Annotated in this window: 17 protein-coding genes; 6 read left to right on the top strand and 11 right to left on the bottom strand. The window is 70.4% G+C overall.

All coding sequences use genetic code 11. The features are described 5' to 3' along the window. The first annotated feature begins 144 nt into the window (after positions 1–144). Both SYYSPA8_RS04595 and glxA read left to right on the top strand, forming a co-directional pair. On the top strand, positions 145–2,091 hold the full coding sequence (locus SYYSPA8_RS04595) for a glycosyltransferase family 2 protein (protein ID WP_323445642.1): 1,947 nt from the start codon (positions 145–147) through the stop codon (positions 2,089–2,091). After that, positions 2,088–4,058, top strand: a complete 1,971-nt coding sequence (gene glxA, locus SYYSPA8_RS04590; RefSeq protein WP_323445641.1) for a radical copper oxidase GlxA — start codon at positions 2,088–2,090, stop codon at positions 4,056–4,058. The genes SYYSPA8_RS04595 and glxA overlap by 4 nt, the downstream gene beginning before the upstream one ends. 121 nt (positions 4,059–4,179) lie before the next feature. On the opposite strand, the gene SYYSPA8_RS04585 is transcribed toward glxA, so the two are convergent. The 5 genes from SYYSPA8_RS04585 to SYYSPA8_RS04565 all read right to left on the bottom strand — a co-directional run bounded on the left by SYYSPA8_RS04585 (position 4,180) and on the right by SYYSPA8_RS04565 (position 9,205). Then, positions 4,180–5,181 carry a glycoside hydrolase family 6 protein gene (locus tag SYYSPA8_RS04585; protein WP_323445640.1) on the bottom strand — a complete coding sequence of 334 codons (1,002 nt, stop codon included), beginning with the start codon at positions 5,179–5,181 and terminating at the stop codon, positions 4,180–4,182. A 591-nt stretch (positions 5,182–5,772) separates the two neighbouring features. Then, positions 5,773–6,534 (bottom strand): class F sortase, encoded by a 762-nt coding sequence (locus SYYSPA8_RS04580; protein ID WP_323445639.1) that lies wholly within the window; start codon positions 6,532–6,534, stop codon positions 5,773–5,775. A gap of 13 nt (positions 6,535–6,547) precedes the next feature. Further along, positions 6,548–7,216 (bottom strand): hypothetical protein, encoded by a 669-nt coding sequence (locus SYYSPA8_RS04575; RefSeq protein ID WP_323445638.1) that lies wholly within the window; start codon positions 7,214–7,216, stop codon positions 6,548–6,550. A gap of 228 nt (positions 7,217–7,444) precedes the next feature. Then, a complete protein-coding gene (locus tag SYYSPA8_RS04570; protein WP_323445637.1) occupies positions 7,445–8,224 on the bottom strand; it encodes an HAD-IIA family hydrolase in 780 nt (259 codons plus the stop codon). 240 nt (positions 8,225–8,464) lie between these two features. Further along, positions 8,465–9,205: a hypothetical protein gene (locus SYYSPA8_RS04565; protein ID WP_323445636.1), complete on the bottom strand. Its 741-nt coding sequence runs from the start codon at positions 9,203–9,205 to the stop codon at positions 8,465–8,467. A 424-nt stretch (positions 9,206–9,629) separates the two neighbouring features. On the opposite strand from SYYSPA8_RS04565, the gene SYYSPA8_RS04560 reads away from it, so the two are divergent. Then, positions 9,630–10,730, top strand: a complete 1,101-nt coding sequence (locus SYYSPA8_RS04560; RefSeq protein WP_323445635.1) for a Gfo/Idh/MocA family oxidoreductase — start codon at positions 9,630–9,632, stop codon at positions 10,728–10,730. Positions 10,731–10,832: 102 nt separating this feature from the next. Here the strand turns inward: SYYSPA8_RS04560 and SYYSPA8_RS04555 are convergent, their stop codons facing one another. The 3 genes from SYYSPA8_RS04555 to SYYSPA8_RS04545 all read right to left on the bottom strand — a co-directional run bounded on the left by SYYSPA8_RS04555 (position 10,833) and on the right by SYYSPA8_RS04545 (position 12,927). Then, the gene (locus SYYSPA8_RS04555) at positions 10,833–11,693 is read right to left on the bottom strand and encodes a fumarylacetoacetate hydrolase family protein (protein WP_323445634.1); all 861 of its coding nucleotides are present in this window, start codon (positions 11,691–11,693) and stop codon (positions 10,833–10,835) included. A 95-nt stretch (positions 11,694–11,788) separates the two neighbouring features. Then, complete coding sequence (locus SYYSPA8_RS04550; RefSeq protein WP_323445633.1) at positions 11,789–12,526, bottom strand: YidC/Oxa1 family membrane protein insertase; 738 nt, start codon at positions 12,524–12,526, stop codon at positions 11,789–11,791. Positions 12,527–12,615: 89 nt separating this feature from the next. Further along, the gene (locus SYYSPA8_RS04545) at positions 12,616–12,927 is read right to left on the bottom strand and encodes a DUF6412 domain-containing protein (protein ID WP_323445632.1); all 312 of its coding nucleotides are present in this window, start codon (positions 12,925–12,927) and stop codon (positions 12,616–12,618) included. Between the two features lie 204 nt (positions 12,928–13,131). Between SYYSPA8_RS04545 and SYYSPA8_RS04540 the strand changes: the two genes are divergently transcribed. The 3 genes from SYYSPA8_RS04540 to SYYSPA8_RS04530 all read left to right on the top strand — a co-directional run bounded on the left by SYYSPA8_RS04540 (position 13,132) and on the right by SYYSPA8_RS04530 (position 15,695). Then, complete coding sequence (locus tag SYYSPA8_RS04540; RefSeq protein ID WP_323445631.1) at positions 13,132–14,145, top strand: SEC-C domain-containing protein; 1,014 nt, start codon at positions 13,132–13,134, stop codon at positions 14,143–14,145. 83 nt (positions 14,146–14,228) lie between these two features. Next, a complete protein-coding gene (locus SYYSPA8_RS04535) occupies positions 14,229–15,197 on the top strand; it encodes a NaeI family type II restriction endonuclease (protein ID WP_323445630.1) in 969 nt (322 codons plus the stop codon). Between the two features lie 6 nt (positions 15,198–15,203). Continuing rightward, a complete protein-coding gene (locus SYYSPA8_RS04530; RefSeq protein ID WP_323445629.1) occupies positions 15,204–15,695 on the top strand; it encodes a very short patch repair endonuclease in 492 nt (163 codons plus the stop codon). On the opposite strand, the gene SYYSPA8_RS04525 is transcribed toward SYYSPA8_RS04530, so the two are convergent. The 3 genes from SYYSPA8_RS04525 to SYYSPA8_RS04515 all read right to left on the bottom strand — a co-directional run bounded on the left by SYYSPA8_RS04525 (position 15,606) and on the right by SYYSPA8_RS04515 (position 20,273). After that, the gene (locus tag SYYSPA8_RS04525; RefSeq protein WP_323445628.1) at positions 15,606–16,859 is read right to left on the bottom strand and encodes a DNA cytosine methyltransferase; all 1,254 of its coding nucleotides are present in this window, start codon (positions 16,857–16,859) and stop codon (positions 15,606–15,608) included. The two genes, SYYSPA8_RS04530 and SYYSPA8_RS04525, sit on opposite strands and share 90 nt — an antisense overlap. Positions 16,860–17,031: 172 nt before the next feature. Then, positions 17,032–18,861 (bottom strand): DEAD/DEAH box helicase, encoded by a 1,830-nt coding sequence (locus SYYSPA8_RS04520; protein WP_323445627.1) that lies wholly within the window; start codon positions 18,859–18,861, stop codon positions 17,032–17,034. Next, a complete protein-coding gene (locus SYYSPA8_RS04515) occupies positions 18,858–20,273 on the bottom strand; it encodes a transcriptional regulator (protein WP_323445626.1) in 1,416 nt (471 codons plus the stop codon). Before SYYSPA8_RS04515 ends, SYYSPA8_RS04520 begins: the two co-directional genes overlap by 4 nt. Positions 20,274–20,277 lie beyond the last annotated feature (4 nt).

Genomic DNA, 20,277 nt, shown 5'->3' with positions numbered 1-20,277 from the left:
CAACCGGCAAGTGACTGTCCTCCGTCACAGCGGACAGTGGCTCACCACCCATTCGTTCCGGCCAGCGGGTCGAGGGGGCCCATGGCCGAAACACACCGAACTAGACACCACACGCGCACATCCCGCGTGTCGGGGGGATGACTCATGACGACTCCCAGCGCCCCAGGGGAGTCCGGCGACCCCAGCCGGACGACCCAGCTCAGAGTGCCCGCCCATCTCAGATCGGGCGGCCACCGGCCGCACCCCGCCAAGCCGCTGCCGAAGTACGACTACGAGCACTACAGCCGGCTGGCGGGCCCCCTCACCCAACCGGAGCCCGGGAAACCGTACCGGGTCCAGTACCGCTCCCTGATATCCCAGGAGCCGCACCGGATACGCGCGGCCCTGCTCCTCGGCTCCGCGCCGCTGGTCTCCCTCGGCCTCTTCCTCTGGCTGATGCAGCCCTCGCACTGGACCGAGCGCGACCCGAACCTGAACGACGACCTCCTCCTCGTCCTCGACATCGTCATGCTGGTCTCGATCGGCCTGATCGAGCTGTTCCGCACGATGAACGTGCTCTCCAACGCCCACGCGACCCTGGTCGCGCGCGACCCCGTGCCCGTGGTCCCCGAGTCCGGCACGAAGGTCGCCTTCCTCACCTCCTTCGTTCCGGGCAAGGAACCGCTGGAGATGGTCACCAAGACCCTGGAGGCGGCCGTCCGCATCCGCCACCGCGGGGTCATGCACGTCTGGCTGCTGGACGAGGGCAACGACCCCGAGGTCAAGGAGGTCTGCGCCCGGCTCGGCGTGCACCACTTCTCCCGCAAGGGCGTCGCCGAGTGGAACACCGAGAAGGGCCCGCACCGCGCCAAGACCAAGCACGGCAACTACAACGCCTGGCTCCAGGCCCACGGCGACGACTACGACTACTTCGCCTCCGTCGACACCGACCACATCCCGCTGCCCAACTATCTGGAGCGGATGCTCGGCTACTTCCGCGACCCGGACATCGGCTTCGTCATCGGCCCCCAGGTCTACGGCAACTACGACACGTTCGTCACCAAGGCCGCCGAGTCGCAGCAGTTCCTCTTCCACGCCCTGATCCAGCGGGCCGGCAACCGCTACGGCGCCCCCATGTTCGTCGGCACCTCGAACGCCGTGCGCATCTCGGCGCTCAAGCAAATCGGCGGCCTGTACGACTCGATCACCGAGGACATGGCGACCGGCTTCGAGATCCACCGCGCCAAGAACCCGGCGACCGGCAACAAGTGGCGCTCCGTCTACACCCCGGACGTGCTGGCCGTCGGGGAGGGCCCGACCGCCTGGACCGACTTCTTCACCCAGCAGCTGCGCTGGTCCCGGGGCACGTACGAGACGATCCTCAAGCAGTACTGGCGGGGCTACGGCAGCCTTCCGGCCGGCAAGCTCTTCAACTACACCATGATGATCATCTTCTATCCGATGTCCGCCATGAACTGGATCCTGGCCGCGCTCAGCTGCGCGCTCTTCCTGGGCATGGGGGCGTCGGGCGTCCAGATCGACCCGCTGATCTGGATGATGCTCTACGGGAACGCCTCCGCCCTCCAGATCGGCCTCTACATCTGGAACCGGCGGCACAACGTCTCCCCGCACGAGCCCGAGGGCTCCGGCGGCCTCGCGGGCATGGTGATGTCGGCGCTCTCCGCCCCGATCTACGCCCGTTCGCTGATGGACGCCGTGCTGCGGCGCAAGAGCAAGTTCGTGGTGACCCCCAAGGGCGACTCCTCCAGCCCGGACACCCTCTTCGGCACCTTCCGGATCCATCTCTTCTTCATCGTCGTCTTCGCCGCCTCGCTCGGGTCGTCCTTCGTCTTCGGCCACGACCACCCGGCCATGATCACGTGGGCCACGCTGGCGCTGCTGATCACGGCGGCGCCCATCTTCGCCTGGCGGCACACCCTCCACGAGGAGAAGAAGGAGAAGAAGCGGGGGCGCCGCCGAAGGCGCCAGGGCCCCGGCACCGGACCCGGCACGGGCACCGGGCCCGACGGCGGCGCCCGCCCCGGCGGCCCGGCGGCGTCCGCCGACCCCGAACAGACCATGCAGATCACCCTGGGGGGACGTAAGAAATGAGCAGGCAGGCCACCCGTGCCGCCCGAACGAACCGGGTCAACCACCGCAAGCGGCGGGCCCGCCGGATAGCCATCGGCGTGGCCGTCGTCACCGCCGTCGCCGGGATGAACGGGCCGGCGCTCTGGCGGTACGGCAGCGCGAAGTACCACGAGTACAAGATCGACCAGCCGGAGTACAAGGCCGCGAACGGCCGGTGGGACTTCCTGGACATCCCCGACGAGTACCGCGTCAACGGTGTTCACGCGGCGCTGCTGCACACCGGCAAGGTGCTGCTGATCGCGGGCTCCGGCAACAACCAGAAGAACTTCGACGCCAAGAAGTTCGAGACGGTGCTGTGGGACCCCAAGACGGACACCTTCCAGCACATCCCCACCCCCAATGACATGTTCTGCGCCGGGCACACCCAGCTGCCCGACGGCAAACTCCTGGTGGCGGGCGGTACCAAGCGGTACGAGAAGCTGGAGGGCGACGTCACCAAGGCGGGCGGTCTGATGATCGTCCACAACGAGGACCCGGACGAGCCCAAGACGATCCCCGCCGGCACCGAGTTCACCGGCAAGGACAACGGCAAGACCTTTGTCTCCCAGGACCCGGTCCTGGTGGAGAAGGCGAAGAAGATCTTCGACAAGGACACGGGCCGGTTCCTGCGCACCGAGGCCGGCCGCGGCCGCACCTATGTCGAGGCGAAGCGGACCGGCAAGAAGTACGAGACCGGCGCGGAGGACAACTACCGGATCAGCGGGCTCAAGGGCGAGGACAACCGCAACGTCTACGGCATCGCCCAGAAGCTGGCCCTCGACAAGAAGGACTTCCAGGGCATCAAGGACGCCTACGAGTTCGACCCGGTGGCGGAGAAGTACATCCCCGTCGACCCGATGAACGAGGCCCGCTGGTACCCGACGCTCACCACGCTCTCCGACGGGAAGGTCCTCTCCGTCTCCGGCCTGGACGACATCGGCGCGATCGTCCCCGGCAAGGACGAGATCTACGACCCGAAGACCAAGAAGTGGGAGTACACCGGGAAGGAGCGCAGGTTCCCCACCTACCCGGCGCTCTTCCTCATGGACAACGGCAAGCTCTTCTACTCCGGCTCCAACTCCGGGTACGGGCCCGCCGACGTCGGCCGCGACCCCGGCATCTGGGACGTGGACACCAACAAGTTCGACAAGATCCCCGGTATGAGCGACCCGGACCAGCTGGAGACCTCGGCCACCGTCATGCTGCCGCCCGCCCAGGACCAGCGGTTCATGGTCATCGGCGGCGGCGGGGTCGGCGAGTCGGAGGAGTCCAGTGAGAAGTCCCGGCTGGTGGACCTGAAGGAGGACAAGCCCCGCTTCACGGACGGCGACACCCTGGAGAAGGGGACCCGCTACCCCAGCGCCTCCCTGCTGCCGGACGACACCGTACTGGTCACCGGCGGCTCCGAGGACTACCGGGGACGCAGTGGCTCCAATGTGCTCCAGGCCAGGACCTACGACCCGAAGACCGGGAAGTACCAGCGCGTGGCCGACCCCCGCGTGGGGCGGAACTACCACTCCGGTTCGGTGCTGCTGCCCGACGGCAGTGTGATGATCTTCGGCTCGGACTCGCTCTTCGCCGACAAGGCCAACACCCGGGCGGGCATCTTCGAACAGCGGGTCGAGATCTACAAGCCGCCGTACCTCTACCGGGACAGCAGGCCCGAGGTGAGCGGGGGGCCGAAGACGATCGAGCGCGGCGGCTCCGGCACATTCGAGGTCACCAGCGAGAAGCCGCTCGCGAGCGCCAAGCTGATGCGGCCCAGCGCCGTCACCCACGTCACCGACGTGGACCAGCGGTCCATCGCGCTGGAGATGGAGCGGACGGCGGACGGGATCACCGTGAAGGTGCCGGAGAACCGCTCGCTGGTGCCGTCCGGGTACTACATGCTCTTCGTGACGGACGACCAGGGGACGCCGTCGGAAGCGGTGTGGGTGGAGGTGCCGTAGACCGTGCGGGGCGTGCGCGGGGGCCGGCGGCCGGCCCCCGCGAGCCCTGTCCCGGCTCCCGCTCCCGCTCTCCCGCTCCCCGTCACGGGCCGCGTCGCGTCGCGTCGCGTCGCGTCAAGGGCTACTGCGCGTTGCGGGCCAGTTCGAGGGCGTACTCGGGCCACCACTCGCCCGCCTTCGGGCCGCCCTTGCAGTCGCCGTCCGACTCCCCCGGACGCTTGATCCACAGATAGGCGTCGATCAGCGGATCCCCGGTGTCGGTGGTCGGGACCTCGCCGAGCGCCCGGCCCGGCGGGTTGCACCACTTCTCCTTGGGGTCGCCGCCCGTGTACGGGCCGTTGCCGTTGCGGCTGGTGTCGATGACGAACGGCTTGCCGCCGACCTTCGCCGAGAGCCGCTTGCCGAACTCGGCGCTCGCGGCGGTCGGATAGAAGTTGGAGACGTTGACGGCGAACCCGTCGGCCCGGTCGATACCGGCCCGGCGCAGCGGCTCGTGCAGCGCGTCGGGCTGGGACCAGCCGGCGTTGCCCGCGTCCAGGTAGACCTTGGTGGCGGGCTGCCGCTTCAGCCGCTCCACCGCGCCCCACATCAGGTGGTAGCGCTCCTCGTGGTACTCCTTCGGCGTACAGCTGTCGACGAGGTGGAGTACGGCGTCCGGCTCCAGGATCACGGTGGCCCGGCGGTCCCCGATGCCCTTGGCGACCCCGTCCACCCAGTCGCGGTAGGCGTCGGCGTCGGCGGCGCCCCCCTTGGAGAACTGGCCGCAGTCGCGGTGGGGGATGTTGTAGAGGACGAGCAGCGCGTCCCGGTCGGCCCGGGTGGCCTGCTCGGTGAGCCGGCGGGTCTGGCCCTCGGGGTCGTCGGTGCCGATCCACTCGGCCGTGGGCTGGCTCGCGATCCGCCGGATCAGACCGGCCTTGTCCTCGTCGCCCCGCTCGCGGTACTCGACGATCTGCCGGGCCGCGTTGCCCTCCGGGTTGACCCAGTAGGGGTCGGTGGCCCTGGGCTGCTGGCCCAGGCCCGCGCCCTTGCCCCGGTTCTTCTCCTCGGAGGTGCAGCCGGAGAACAGCAGCACCGCCACTCCGGCTCCCGCCATGGTCCGTCCGGTCCGCGTACCGCGCATCCGTTCCCGCTCCCCCTCCGGCCGTGCCGTCGTCCTCGTACGGCACCTCGTACGGCACCTCTCATGCGGCACCTGTCGTACGGCACCTCGAACGGCACCTCGTACGCATGCCCTATACACATGCCTCGTACATGCTGATGTATCTGACGCGGAGTCGGTTCCCGGTGTGGACCGCCGGGCCTTCGCCCCTGCCAAGATCCGCCCGGTTCATCCTGGCATACCTGGTCAGCGGGGTACGAGGCCCGTCATGGCCAGGGTCGGCGGAGGCGGGGCGGAAAGCCGTCGGAGGCGAACGGGCGGCGACGGGTTCACGACAAGGGGGCGTACGGTCCCTGGGCCGGGGGCCGTCCCCGGCCCTACAGTGGCGGGATCGGCCCCGGTCCGGACCCGGCTCCGCAGACCACGGTGGGCCCTCCCGTGCGGCGCCGGGCCTCTCCCGCGGCCCGTGCCCGCTGCGGTCGAGGACCGGCCCGGCCGGCGGCTCCCGGGGGAGCGGGTCGCCGGGCGGGCCAGGTCGTTCGCCGCCGTGTGCGGCCGTGTGCTGCCGTTCGCACCCGGGGCGCGGGCGGGTTCCGTTCCGGGGGCACCGGGTCAGGAGCGCTGCAACCCGGTCAGATACGCGGAGACGACGACATTGGACGTGTAGCTGCCCGACGCCCGGTCGAAGGTGCCGCCGCAGGTGATCAGCCGCAGCTCCGCCCGCCCGGCCGCGCGGGGCCCGTACACCTTGCGGGCGTCGAAGCGCTCGCGTTCGACGACCCGGACGTCGTCGACGGTGAACCGGGCCACCGAGCCGTCCGCCCGGACCACCCGGATCTCCGCGCCGGTCCTGGCCGCGCTCAGCCCGTAGAAGACGGCGGGACGGGTCTCGGTGTCCACATGGCCGACCAGGAGCGACGCGCCCCGCGCCCCGGGCTGCGTACCAGCCCCGTACCAGCCCACGGTCTGGGCCTTCGCGTACGGCGGCGGATCGACCGCGCCCGCCGCGTCCAGGCCGCGGGGGACCACGGGGGCGCTGATCCCCAGCGAGGGGACCTCGATCCGCAGCGGCGGGGCGGGGGCGACGGGGTCGTGGGCGGGCGGCAGCGGCACCCGCGGCGGCCGGCCCACGGCGGCGACATCGCCGGTGGTGGGCGCGGGGCCGGTGGCGCCTGTGGTGTCCCGGCCCCAGAGCCAGAGGCCGAGCAGCAGGACGGCCCAGGTGACGCCGGTGAGCAGGCGCCCGCGGCCGGTTCCGCCCCCGGGGGCTGTGCCCGTGCCGGCTGTATTCGTGCCAGCTGCTTTCGTTCCGGCTGCTTTCGTTCCGGCTGTGTCTCCCGTGTCTTCCGTCCCGGTGCTGTCCTCGGCGGCCATCGCGGTCGCCGCCTCAGTCCGAGCCGGTCCGGCGGCCGGGTCGGCGGCGCGAGGAGCGCAGGGCGACCGCGACGGCCGCCCCCGCCGCGAGGATCAGCCCGACGACCGTGTGCGGGGTGCTGGGGCCGCCGACGGCCTCCGCGTCCTCATCAGGGCGCTCCCGGTCCACGGCGAGGGCCGCCGTACCGCCGCCGCCCGCGCGGACGGGAGCGGCGGGCGAGGGGTCGCCGTGGTGCGATCCGCCGGTGATCCGGAGGGTGCCGGCGCCCCGGTGCTCGTGGCCGTCGCAGGTGACGGTGATGTCATGGCCGCCGGATGTGGCGTGGGAGCGGACGAGGGTGCTGCCGGAGAGGGTGTGCGCGCGGTCCCCGCCGCCGCCCTCCTCGGACCTTTCCGACCCTTCCGACTCTTCCGACTCTTCGGAGCGGCCGGGATCGCGGGGTTGCCAGGAGCCGCCGCCGGAGAGTTCGGCGTCGGCGGTGAAGACGGTGGACGAGGCCGCCCCGGTGGTCCCCCGGCAGCCCTGGACGCGGATCTCGACCTCGTCCCCCGCGCGCACCTCGGCGGGGTGGGTCGTGACGGTGACGGAGTCCCCGGCGTACGCGATGCCGCCGGGGAGCGGCCCGATGACGAACGCGGCGGCCACACCGGCGGCACGGAGAGCGATGGAAGTGGAACGCATCGTGAACCTCCTGGTACCGCAAGATTCACGCGTCCGGGGCGTTTTCGCATCCGCTGCGCCCGCCAGTCGTCCGGTTCACTCTTCCGAGCTGGCGGAACGCGGAGACGGGCGGACGCGGGCGGGTGGTCCGACGCGTCCGTTCGGCCCATCGGCCCTGCTCCGGTTCCGGTTCCGGTTCGCGGGTCGGTCGCCGTTCGGGGCGGGGCGCGGCCTGTGGGGCCGTTCGGGTCAGATCCGGTCCACCAGGTCGGCGATCGAGTTCACGACGCTGGACGGCCGGAAGGGGTAGCGGTCGATGTCCGCCGGGGTGGTCAGGCCGGTCAGGACGAGGAAGGTCTCCATGCCCGCCTCCAGACCGGCGAGCACGTCGGTGTCCATCCGGTCGCCGATCATCGCGCTGGTCTCGGAGTGGGCGCCGATGGCGTTCAGCCCCGTACGCATCATCAGCGGGTTGGGCTTGCCCGCGAAGTACGGGTCCTTGCCGGTGGCCTTGGTGATCAGCGCGGCGACCGAGCCGGTGGCCGGCAGCGGGCCCTCGGTGGACGGGCCGGTCTCGTCGGGGTTGGTGCCGATGAAGCGCGCCCCGCCGTTGATCAGCCGGATCGCCTTGGTGAGGGCCTCGAAGCTGTACGTCCGGGTCTCGCCGAGGACGACGTAGTCGGGGTCGTGGTCGGTGAGGACGTATCCGATGTCGTGCAGGGCGGTGGTCAGGCCGGCCTCGCCGATGACGTAGGCCGTGCCGCCGGGCCGCTGGTCGTCCAGGAACTGCGCGGTGGCGAGCGCGGAGGTCCAGATGTTCTGCACCGGCACGTCCAGGCCCATCCGGGCGAGGCGGGCGTGCAGATCACGGGCCGTGTAGATGGAGTTGTTGGTCAGCACCAGGAACGGCTTCTCCGTGTCCCGGAGCTTCCTGATGAACGCGTCGGCGCCCGGGATCGGCACGCCTTCGTGGATCAGGACACCGTCCATGTCGGTGAGCCAGGACTCGATGGGCTTGCGTTCTGCCATCAACGGGACTCCTGCCGTGCTGCGGCGTACGGGACGCGAGGTGCGGGTGTGCCGGAGGCACGGCTCTGTGGCACCCCGACACCGACAGCCTAATGGCGTCACTCCATCGGGCGCCTGGTCAGCGCCGTGTTTTCGCTGATCCGACGCCGATCCGACGCTGATCCGACGCCGATCCGGCGGGCGGGGGTCGCCGATCCGCCGGGCGGAGGCCTTCGCGGAGGCCTTCGCGGCGGGCTCCGGTCAGCGGCCGGGCGGGCGCGGACGGCGGACGACGAAAGTGGTCAGGAGGCCGGCCCCGAGCAGGACGGAGCCGAGGGCCGCCGCCGCCCCGAGCGGTGGCCCGGCGCCGGTGGCGGCCAGTTGGTCGGGGCCGGCGCCGTCGTCCCCGGCACCGTCGGTGACGGTGAAGCGGTAGTCGTCCGACTCGCCGACCCAGTCCCCGTCGTCGCCGTGCCGCTGGATGACGGCGGCGTTGACGACGACCTCGTTGGGCGGGGTGTCCGGGGCGAGCGCCAGTCGTACGCCGACGGGGACCGTCCCCCGGCCGGGGACCACGAAACCGCTGGTGGCGTCGGCGTCGAGGACGGCGACGACCTCGTCCTCGCCACTGGTCTCCAGCTCGGCGGGGCGCCAGCGGGCGTGGGCCGTGTCGTAGAACTCCAGCGAGACCCGGTCCCGGGTCAGCCCCCGGTCGCGGGCGGTGAGGACCAGGACGGGGTGAATGTTCCGGCAGGGCTTGTCGGTGCGGTTGGCGAGTTCGACGGTCCACTCGCCGAACCCGCCGCCGGGGTGGAGGGCGGCGGGGCCGCCGCGCATCCGGGTGTCGATCGGGAAGTCCCGTACGGAGGCGGCGGCGCAGCGGGGCGCGCGGACGGTGTCGCCCGCGATGTCGACCGCCGCGGACGGGACGGGGGGCGAGAGGGCTACGGCGGTGACGGTGGCCGCGATGACACCGGCGGCGAGGGCTGTGCGCGGTCGCATGAGGTGGGTGGCCTTCGCTGGATCGTGCGGTGGGTGACCTTGCGGTGGTGACCTTCGCTGGATCGTGCGGTGCGTGCAGTGGTCCGGTGAGCGGGTTGCCGGAGCCCTTCCCCGTGCGCGGCGCGGGGGTGTGGGTACGGGGACGTACCGCCCCGAACAGCCGTGCAACTCCGCCCCATCAGCGTATGTCGGCGGGGGCCGGGCCGCTCGTTCGCGCCGGTTGGTCCGTATGGGTGAAGCGGCACGTCGGCGGCAGGAGCGGGCGCCGGGGCAGGTTCCCGGGCGGTTTCCGGAGCAGGTTCCCGGGCGGTTTCCGGGGCGGGCGGATCCGCCCCTAACCCCCCTGCTCACCCCCGCTTCCGGGCCTGCCGGGAACTCCCGGGGACTGCTTGCACGACGGGAACGGCGTTGGTTGAGTGGGCGCATGACTGGTACGGGCACCGGCGGCGGTACGGGTGGTGGCGCGCTGCGCGTCGGACTTGTCGGCTACGGCGTGGCGGGCTCCTTCTTCCACGCCCCGCTGATCGCGGCGACACCGGATCTTGAGCTGGACACCGTCGTGACGGCGAACGCGGAACGCCGCGAACAGGCGGCGGCGGAGTTCCCGGGGGTGCGGTTCGCGGAGCGCCCGGAGGAGCTGTGGGCGCGCGCGGACGCACTCGACCTGGTGGTGATCGCGTCCCCGAACCGCACCCATGTCCCGCTCGCCACCACCGCGCTGCGCGCCGGGCTCCCGGTGGTGGTGGACAAGCCGCTGGCGGCGACCGCCGCCGAGGCCCGGGGGCTGGCGGCCCTCGCCGCCGAGCGGGGACTGCTGCTCTCGGTCTTCCAGAACCGCCGCTGGGACGGCGACTTCCTCACGCTCCGCCGTGTCCTGGCGGAGGGCCTGCTCGGTGACGTCCAGCGGTTCGAGTCCCGTTTCGAGCGGTGGCGGCCGCAGCTCAAGGGGGGCTGGCGGGAGTCCGGCGACCCCGAGGAGATCGGCGGGCTCCTCTACGACCTGGGCAGCCATCTGGTCGACCAGGCGCTGACGCTGTTCGGTCCGGCGGTACGGGTCTACGCGGAGGCGGATGTGCGGCGGGCGGGCGCGGAGGCGGACGACGACACGTTCATCGCGCTCACGCACGCGGGCGGGGTCCGTTCCCATCTCCATATGAGTGCGACGGCGGCGCAGCTGGGGCCGAGGTTCCGGGTGCTGGGCAGTACGGCGGGGCTGGTGAAGTACGGGCTGGATCCGCAGGAGGCGGCGCTGCGGGCGGGGGTGCGGCCGGTGCCGGGGGAGCCGTGGGGGGTGGAGGAGGAGTCGTACTGGGGCCGGCTGGGTGCGGGTGAGTCGCCGCTGACGGGGGGCGGGGGGCCGGTGGAGACGGTTCCGGGGGACTATCCGGCGTACTACGCGGCGATCGCGCGGTCGTTGCGGGAGGGGATGCCGCCGCCGGTCACGGCGGGGGAGGCGGCGGCGGCGCTGGATGTGCTGGAGGCGGCGCGGAGGTCGGCGGAGCGGGGGACGACGGTGTCGCTGTGACGGGGGTGTCGTTGTGACGGAGGTGCGGCCGGCGCAGGCGGACGCCCTCTCCCCCTGAGGCACCCCTGTGCGCTGTCCCGTCCCCCAGGAATCCGTGGACTGTCAGGCGTCCTGGAACCGCTGGCGCTGCCGCCCCAGGCCGTCGATCTCGGCCTCGACCACGTCGCCGGCCCGCAGATAGGGCTGGGGGTGAGGGTGGCCGAGGGCGACGCCGGCCGGGGTGCCGGTGTTGATGACGTCGCCCGGGTACAGGGTCATGAACCGGCTCACGTACCGGACGATCTGGGCGACGGGGGCGATCTGGTCGGCGGTCGACCCGTTCTGCCGGAGGACTCCGTTGACCCAGAGCCGCAGCCGCAGCGCCTGGGGGTCGGGGACTTCGTCGGCGGTGACCAGCCAGGGCCCCAGCGGGTTGAAGGTCTCGCAGTTCTTGCCCTTGTCCCAGGTGCCGCCGCGTTCGAGCTGGAACTCGCGCTCGGAGACGTCGTGGGAGACCGCGTACCCGGCGACGTAGGAGAGGGGGTCCTCGTCGTCGGCCACATACCGGGCCGTACGTCCGATGACCACGGCCAGTTCGACCTCCCAGTCGGTCTTCTCGCTGCGCCGGGGAATCAGGACGGTGTCGTACGGGCCCACCACCGTGTCGGCGGCCTTGAGGAAGAGCACCGGCTCGGCGGGGGGCTCGGCGCCGGTCTCGACGGCGTGGTCGTGGTAGTTGAGCCCGATGCAGACGACCTTGCCGACGCGGGCGACGGGCGGCCCGACCCGTACCCCCTGGGAGGGGAGTACGGGCAGGTCACCGGCGTCCGCCGCGGTCCGGATCCGGTCCAGGGCGGCGGGGTCGGCGAGGAGGCCGGCGTCGATGTCGCCGACCAGGCCACCGAGGTCGCGCCAGGTCGTCCCGTCCGGGTCGAGCAGGGCGGGCCGTTCCCGGCCCGCCGCTCCGACACGCATCAACTTCATGATCGGCCTCCTGGGGGAACACCCGTCGACGGACGGGGAGTCCGACCGATCGTTCCAAGAGGTCCGATCATTGCGCAAGAGCAGGCGAGAGGGCGCTACATCGGGTTGGCGAGGGCGCCGGCGGCCGGCATGTCCCGGTAGAGGAGGGCGCGTTCGGCTGCCGACCAGGTGGTGCTGGTGACGATGTAGAGGGCGGCGGCGAGGGGCACGACGGCCACCGTGATCAGGGTGGCGAAGGACAGGAGCGGCAGGAAACGGAGCATGGCGCCCAGGCCGGGAGGGGCGTCCGGGAGCTGTGGCGCGGCCGCCTGCTGGCTCTTCGTACGGCGGTAGTTGAAGACGGCGACGGCGGTGACGATCGCGAAGAGCACCAGGTAGACGGCGCCGGCCCCGTCGACGATCTCGCCGCGTCCGACGGCGTCGGTCCAGCGGTCCCCGAGCGGCGCCGCGAACAGCGTATGGCTCAGCAGCTCATTGGGGCGGCCGCCGATCGAGGAGCTGGAGAAGAGGTGGTAGAGCACGAAGAACGCGGGCAGCTGGAGCAGGCTGGGCAGGCAGCCGGCGACGGGCGAGGTCCGCTCGCGGGAGTACAGCGCCATCACCTCCCGCTGGAGCCGCTCGGGGTTCTTGGCGTGCCTGGCCCGCAGCTCGGCGACGCGCGGGGCGAGCTTGGCACTGGCCTTCTGGCCGCGGGCGGCGGCCCGGGAGAGCGGGTGGACGGCGAGCCGGACCAGCGCCGTGAAGACGACGATGGCGGCGGCGGTGGCGGCGCTGGGGAAGAGCGGCTGGAGCAGGTCGGCGAGCCGCTCCACGAGTGTGGCGAAAACGGACATGGCGGTAAGCCCTCCGAGGGGTCGTCGTGCCGGGAGAAGGACGGCATGACGGCTTCCGCGCGGGGTATCCAGGAAGTCTGTCCGGGTCCCTACGCGGCCGTCGGGAGGGCGTGCCCGGGGGCCCGGGGGCGGGTGCGGCCCCGGGCGTCGGGATCGCGCTGGGGCAGGAAGGCGGTGCGTTTCTCCCGGTCGCGGATGGCCGTACGGACCCGGCCGCGCGGCACGACGGGGGCGCAGCGCGCGCTGATCACGGCGCAGACGACGAGCGCGGAGGCGGCCGCCGCGGTGGCGGCGGCGGTGAGGGCGACGGCGGCGGTCAGGGCGCTGCCGTCGAAGAGGGCCAGTTCCAGGACGAGGAGCAGCACGAGCACGGGAGCGGCGGTGCGCGGCTTCGGCGTCATGCCCCTCCCCCTTCGCGGTGCGGCCCGCTCGCAGTGCGGCCCGCTCGCAGTGCGGCCCGCTCACGGTGCGGCCGCCTTCACGGTGCGGCCCGTCGGATCCGGCCACGGCACCGGTCCGAACACCGGTGCGGTCCATCCGTTATACCCGATCACGGCCGACGGCCGCAGGCCACGGCGTACCGCCGTCGCAGTACGGTGTCATCCATGCGCCCCGACACGCCTGCCGACCACATCGCCGAAGCCGAGCGTCTGCTGCGCACCGCGACGCAGTACCCGGAGGATCAAGAACCCCTGCTGCTCCAGGCCGCCGCCCATCTCGAACTGGCGGGGGACCGCGAACGCGCTTCCACGCTCTACGACCGTCTCCTGGCCTCGGGCCCGGAGCGCCCGTACCTGGTGAAGGCGCTCCAGGCGGCGAACCTGTGGGAGTACGGCCACGAGGCCGAGGCCCGCGCCCTGATCGGCGGCATCCGCACGGCGGCCCCGGCGGACCCGTCGCCGTGGGAGATCGTGGCGGAGACGCTGGAGGCGCACGACGAGCTGGACGCCTCCCACGCGTGCTTCACGGAGGCCGTCGCCCTGCTGCTGCCGTCGGGGGACGAGGAGATCTCGTACGAGACCCAGCCCCTGCTCACGGGCCGCCACCGGGTCCGCCGGCTCCTGGGCCACCCGCACGACCGCTGGGACCTCCTCGCGGACAAGGTCCACTCCGCCCAGTCGGACATCACCCTGGACGAACTCCACGACCCGAACCGCCTCTGGGCCCTGGGCTCCGACAACCCGGCCGAACTCCGCGCCGAGATCGCCCGTCTCCGCTCCGAACTGGGCTCCTACCGCACGGCGCTCTCCCGCCCCTTCCCGGTCGCGGTCCTGCACTGGCCCGAGCCCGAACTGACGGAACTCCTCGCGGCCTACCCGGAACTGGAATCCGAGTACCCGACGCACGCGGCCCACCTCACGGACATCGAGGCGTCCCTGCGCGACCTGGCGTCCACGGGCACGGCGAACCTGGGCATCGTCACGGCGACGGTCCCGGCGTACGAGGCGTTCGCGGCCTCGGAACAGTCCTCCCCGTCCACGCCGGACCTGCTCCCGCAATTCACCACCACCCTGGCCGCCCGGGGCCGCGCCACCACCTGGCCGCCGGCCCGGCACACCGCTTGCTGGTGCGGATCGGGGGCGGCTTATCGCGACTGCCACGGGGGCGCGGGGTTCTGACCGGGCCGGCCCGGCAGAGACGCCCCGCTCCTCTTCACTCCTTCACTCCTTCTGCGCACCCTTCAGCCTCCTGAGAGACTCCTGTGCATTCCCCAGATACCACTGCGGCCCGGAACGTCACTCTCCTTGCCTCTGCTCATGCCCCTGACCCCGGACTCGACCAGGTCATCAGCTGGTTTACGGCCCTGCCTGAGCTGGAGCAGCGGTTCGGCAGAGTGCTACGTCAGTCCATCGATGAGGTTCTGGACGGGCAGCGCACGGGCCGGTTCGATCTCAACAGCCTGGCGAAAACCGAGAAGACCTATCTGGGGACCAAGGTCGAGATCGTAGCCCGGGCGGAGTTCGGTCTGGGTGACGGACGCTCCATGGACTACTCCATCGCCGGCCATGACGTGGACGCCAAGTTCACGATGCTCAGCAATTGGTCCATCCCGAAGGAAGCGATGGGGCACATGTGCCTGCTCATGAAGGCGAACGACCGGAATCCGATTTTCCAGGTAGGACTCCTCCGCATCCGCGAAGAACTGCTGAATCAGGGAAGCAACCGGGACGGCAAACGCACACTGTCCGGGGTGGGGCGTTCAGCTATACGGTGGATAATCCCCAGCGGCTCTCTTCCCCCAAATATTCTGCTGAACCTTCCGGAAGCCGATCGCTCCGCTATCTTTACCGCAGGCGGCAGAATCCAGGGCCAGAAACCAGGCGGGCAGCAGCGCATCAATGAGCTATTCCGGAGAGTGCAAGGCGCCAGGATCGACCGCAATGCGGTTCTCACCGTAGCCAGCCAGGATGACGGACCCAAGCGGGTTCGGGATGCGCGGGGCCACCTCCGGAGTGAAGGAATCATGATTCTCGGGGACCAGCAAAGGCATCCGCATATCGCCCGCGCCCTTGACCTCCCCATTCCAGGCCGGGGATCCTGGGTGGCAGTGAGAGTCAGCCGCTTCGAGAGTGCGGAAGACGCCGGACGCCCTGTCGCTCAGATCGGAGAGAACTGGTACGCCGTGTGGTCCGAGGGCGATACGCCGACCCCGGCTCCGGCCAGCTACTGAGACACGATGGCGAACGAGAAGAACCCAGCCGACACCTGGGAAGCCCCTGCGGGATCATGGGCTTCATCAGCCGCCCGCCGCCGCAATATGCAGGCGATCCGCAGCCGGGACACCCAGCCCGAGCGGCTGATCCGGCGGCTGGTGCACGCGCAGGGTCTGCGCTACCGCGTCGCGGCGAGGCCGCTTCCCGACCTTCGCCGCACGGCGGACCTGGTCTTCCGCCCCGCGAAGGTCGCGGTCTTCATCGACGGCTGCTACTGGCATGGCTGCCCGGAGCACTACGTGTCACCCCGGACCAACCCCGGCTACTGGTCAGACAAAGTCGCGGGAAACATCAGCCGCGACCGGGATACCGATCAGCGGCTGGCGGAGGCCGGCTGGGCCGTCCTCCGCTTCTGGGAGCATGAATCACCCGAGGAGTGCGCCAGCACCGTGCTCCGCGTCGTCACCGACCGCCGGCAGGAAGTCCTGGCCCGAAAACTCCGGCGCGACCAGTGACGGATCGTCCTCGGGCTCAAAGTCCGGGGACGGGTCGTCGTGCAGGGGGCCGGTACGGGACAGCGCTTCCTTGATGGCTTCGCCCACAGCGGCGGCGACCGGCGGCGGGAAGGCGTTGCCGACCTGCCGGTAACGGGCCGTCTTACCGCCGGTGAATTTCCAATCCGTGGGGAAGCCCTGGATGATGGCGGCCTGCGCTACCGTGAGCTTCGGGCCTCGCCCCGGCTTCCCCGGATCCCCCAGATTCCCCAGGTCCCGGTCTTTGTCGACCATTTTATCCGGGTCATTGGCGACGCCCTTGCCGTCCACACCGAGTGTGGCCCACGCATTCTTCGCCCGGGTCGGGCCCAGGTCGGCACCGCCGTGCTTCTTGGAGCCGCCGACCAGAGTGGGCGCGACCGTACCGAGCTTGGCCTTCTCTTCCCACCTCTTGTAGAGAGGGGAGTCCTCACCACCCAGTCGCTCCAGCATGGATTCCCTGAGCGCCTCAAGAACGGTTGTGATCTTCCCACCGCCCTGGGGCCAGTCGAATCCCCGGTACTGATCCTTGCGGATCGCGACGAGAATGGCCCGGGGACGCAGCTGCGGCACGCCAAAGTCCTGCGCTTCCAGCACCCGCCAGCCGCAGATCACATATCCAGCCTTGCGCAGACGGTTCCGGATGTGGTTCCGGTAGTAGCGGAACTTCTGCTCGGGCTGGACCAGGCCCCGGACATTCTCAATCATCACGGCCCGGGGCTTCAGCTCTTCCACCAGATCGAGCATGGTCGGGAAGAGGTCGCGCTCGTCATCCCGGCCCAGCTGCTTTCCGGCCGCGGAGAACGGCGGGCAGGGCACGCCTCCGGCCAGCAGGTCAAGCCGCCCCGGCTTCAGCAGCGGAGCCTCGTCATCGGCTTTGCGGACCTTCGCGGAATCCGTATCGGGATCAAGGATCTCCTTCAGCGGGTGGAATTCCTTGACATCCACATTGCGGAGAAGGCAGTGCTCCTTCTCCCACGTCCACTTCGGGTTGTTCTCGATGTTCTCCCGCAGGGTTTCCACGGCATGCTTGTCGATTTCCACCAGCGCGAGGTGCCGGAAGCCCGCCTGGTGGAGTCCCACAGCCTGGCCACCGGCACCCGCGCAGATCTCTACTGAGGTCAGCTGGCGCGGGGCGGTTGTCATGGGCTCCTCCTGGGCGGTGATGCGAAGATCCTGAGTCGGCAAAGACAGACACGCAAGTGTCGCATCTCCCGTCCGCCGGAAGCACCAGAACCGCTCACGTCACAGCCAGGCCCCTGCTCACAAGGGCCTTCACCGCGCGGCTCCTCTCAGGCGGGAGCCCAGCCGTCAGCCTTCAGGGCCGGTGGCGCCCCCGGAGGTGCCCCAGCAGAGCGCGGACATCGGCCATGTCCATCCCCGCCGCCAGCGAGGGCTCCTCTTCCAGATCGGCCAGCTGCCGCACAGCGGGGTCGTCAAGAATCCGGCCCATGAAGTCCAGCTTCTCTTCCAGTCTGAGAGCGACGACCTCGTCGATCGTCTCTTCGACGGCCAGCACCGTGACCCGGGTCTCAGCGTCGGGGGCGAGTCCGAGCCGGTGGATACGGTCCAGGCTCTGCAGGAACCGGCCCGCCATGAAGTCTCTGTCCACATAAACAGCGTCATGGCAGACCTGGTGCAGGCTGATGCCCTCCCCCAGCGTCGCCGGGTTGGAAAGAAGTACGTGACAGTCAGGATCCTCGCGGAATCTCCGCAGCTGATCCTCACGGTCCGCGGTGCCGCCGTGCACCATGGCCGGCTGATACGCCGAGAACAGCCGCTCCATGGTTGTCAGACTGCGGACAAAAGTCGTCCAGACAATCGTCTTCCGCCCCAGGGCCGCATTCTCGGCGACAATACTCAGCGCTTCCCGGTACTTGGGTGAGAATTCATAGCTGGGCAAATCCCGCATCAGTGAGTAGAGCGAATCATTCTCCGGCACCGCGAGCGGTGGCACCTGGTAGACCAGGGGTTCATACCGGCTCTCCCCCTCCAGTAGCAGAGCCGGACTGATCGCCGCCATCAGCAGCCGCAGCATCGCTTTGCCCAGGGCGTCGAAATCATCCCGCGAGGCTTCCGCACGGGCGGTGTACCGCCCTGCCAGAGCGTCGTACACCTCCCGGTGCAGAGGGTCCATCGCCACATACCGGATACGGGTCTCGTAGGGCGGCAGCCCCAGCTCAGCCTTGGTCGTACGGGTGAAGAGCGGACGGAGGACGCCGCTGGCGTGTGTGAGGTCACCGCCGGCAACCGCCTGGGTCACCACGCGACGGCCGTGGCCAGGCCACACGAACGAGAGGAGATTCTCCAGGTCGCGTGCCCCATTAGGCGCCGGGGTCCCGGTCAGGATGAGGCGCCTGCGGGAGAGCGGCCCCAGCGCCATGCAAGCACTGCCGTAGATGCCGCGCGCTCCCAGCTTCATCCGGTGGGCCTCATCCAGAATGATCATCGACGGGGCTGCCCGCAGCCAGGACGCGAGAGCCGCGAGCGATTTGTCCAGCCGCTCGTAGTTGACGATCAGGATGTCCGCGCTGTGGTCGGGACTCCCATCCAGCACCCTGGTGACGGGTGCCTTCCGGAAGCACACCTCGCTCTCATACAGCCATGACTCGTACGCCGACTTCGGACTGACCACCAGAAGCCGACGGGCATCGCCACTGGCCCGCGCGGCCGCGAACAGAGCGAGCCCGACACGGGTCTTCCCGGCACCCGGCACGGAGAAGTTGGCGCCGTGACGCAGGGAGAGCAGCCGCGCTATGTCCCGCCGCTGGAAATCCGTCAGCCCGCCACACCAGCCGTCGCCGAGGAGGTCCGGGATGTCATCCGGCCGCACCGGCGCCGGGGCGTCCGGCTCCCGGAGTTGCCGCTCCGCCCTCTCAGCGTCATCGAGCACCTCACCCACCAGTGCGGCAAGCTGCTCTTCCCACTCGACGGTCCCGGGGTGCGGCCAGCCGCCCAGCGCTTCCAGACCCATGAGGAAGTCATCGAGGTCCACCTCAGCGGAGAGCGGTGTGCGCTGCCCCGCGGAGAGGAACCGGCTGGCCAGCCTGGCGAACTCCGCTTCCAGGCCCGCCGCTGCCCGCAGCACCGCGCGGGTCCGGGTGACATCGAAGCCGATCCGCAGGGACGGCCCGGCGCTGCCGGTCACGCGCCCTCCTGCCGGGTCGCCTCCAGCAGCCAGGAGACGCCTTCCCCCGGAGCGCTGATACTGCGGGCGGACTCCTGGGCGAGCTTCCTCAGCACGTGCCGGAGGCTGACCACCGCCTCGTCGAACGTCTCCTCATCGAGACTCCGGGAGCCCCGGGAGAGCACCAGGTCGGTGATCCCCTGCTCCAGGTCCTTGCACGCATCGGCGATGCGGTCAGGAGCGGCCTGCTTGCGCTTGCGGATCCGGGCGTCCTTGCCCGCCGGCTCCAGAGCGTCTTCAAAGGCGTCGTGTGCCTGCTGGAGGATCTCGGAAGCCTTCCTGGCCCCCTCGGAGAGCCCGCCGGGATCGGTGTTCTCCGTGGCCTTGGCCTGAAGGATGGTGTCCGTCAGCGCCCTGGCCTCGGCAACGGCCGGCGCGGCGGCGGCCACCGTACGGTTCAGCCCCGGAATGACGACCGCTGCCACGGCCCCCGTCTCCGTCCGCAGGGAGGCGGGGAGGTTCCTGTCCAGATAGCGGGCCCTGAAGTCAGGCTCGATCAGACGGACGTCCGTCTTGGAGAAGTTCAGGACGATCGCCGCCAGCCTGTTCTCCTTCAGCAGGTCAGCCTGGTCCCGGCTGACCGCGGACTCCTTGGCGTAGCGGCGGTAGAGCTCCCGCAGCTTCTCCTGGTGATTCTCGAAATCCAGCAGACGCAGCCGGTTACCGCCCTGCGCGGACCGCTCGATCAGGTCCTTGAGGCAGCTGAGGATCCAGAGTTCCTGCTCACAGGTGGACTCACGGATACGGAAGTCCCGGGCGATATCGGCCAGGGCCCGTCCCTGCTCCTGCTGTTCGCTGATGGCCAGCAGCCGGTTGATGTACGAGTAGTCACGGCGGCGGTCCGGCCGCAGCTGAAGCGAGAGTTCGACCGCGTTGATGTCCTCCAGCGTGCAGGACTCCGGGAGGACACCCACCCTCATATGGGCAACGCCCAGCTCCTTGAGCGCGGCCCGCCGGGTGTTGCCGTTGACCAGAACGCCGTCGCGGGTGATAAGACCCGGCTCGTTCTGCTTGAAGTCGCGCAGGCTCTCCATGAGCTTGTCGAATTCCGGGTCGAGCTTGTCCGGGTCCGCCGGAAGCGCCTGGAGCAGGTAGTGCAGGTAGCTCTGGCTCTCCGGCTGCCAGCCATCCCGCTTCAGCTCAGCCTCACGCTGCGGGTCATGACTGCGCTGCGCGCGGATGCGGTGGCTGTGCGGGTTGTAGTAGAGACGGTCCACAGGCATGTCGATGACTTCGACACTGAGGGGCTGGGTGCGCCACTCCACGGTCAGCGTCTCCCGCACACCGCCGGCGCCAGCCGCTTCCTCCAGCCGCTGCCCGACCAGTGCGCGGATCTCATCTGCCAGGGGCGGCCGACCGTAGTCGTTACTCACGAGG

Origin of the sequence: Streptomyces yaizuensis (assembly GCF_034961445.1) — a bacterium.
In the GTDB taxonomy this organism is placed as follows: Bacteria; Actinomycetota; Actinomycetes; order Streptomycetales; family Streptomycetaceae; genus Streptomyces; species Streptomyces yaizuensis.
This window is presented reverse-complemented; position numbering and strand designations above follow the sequence as displayed.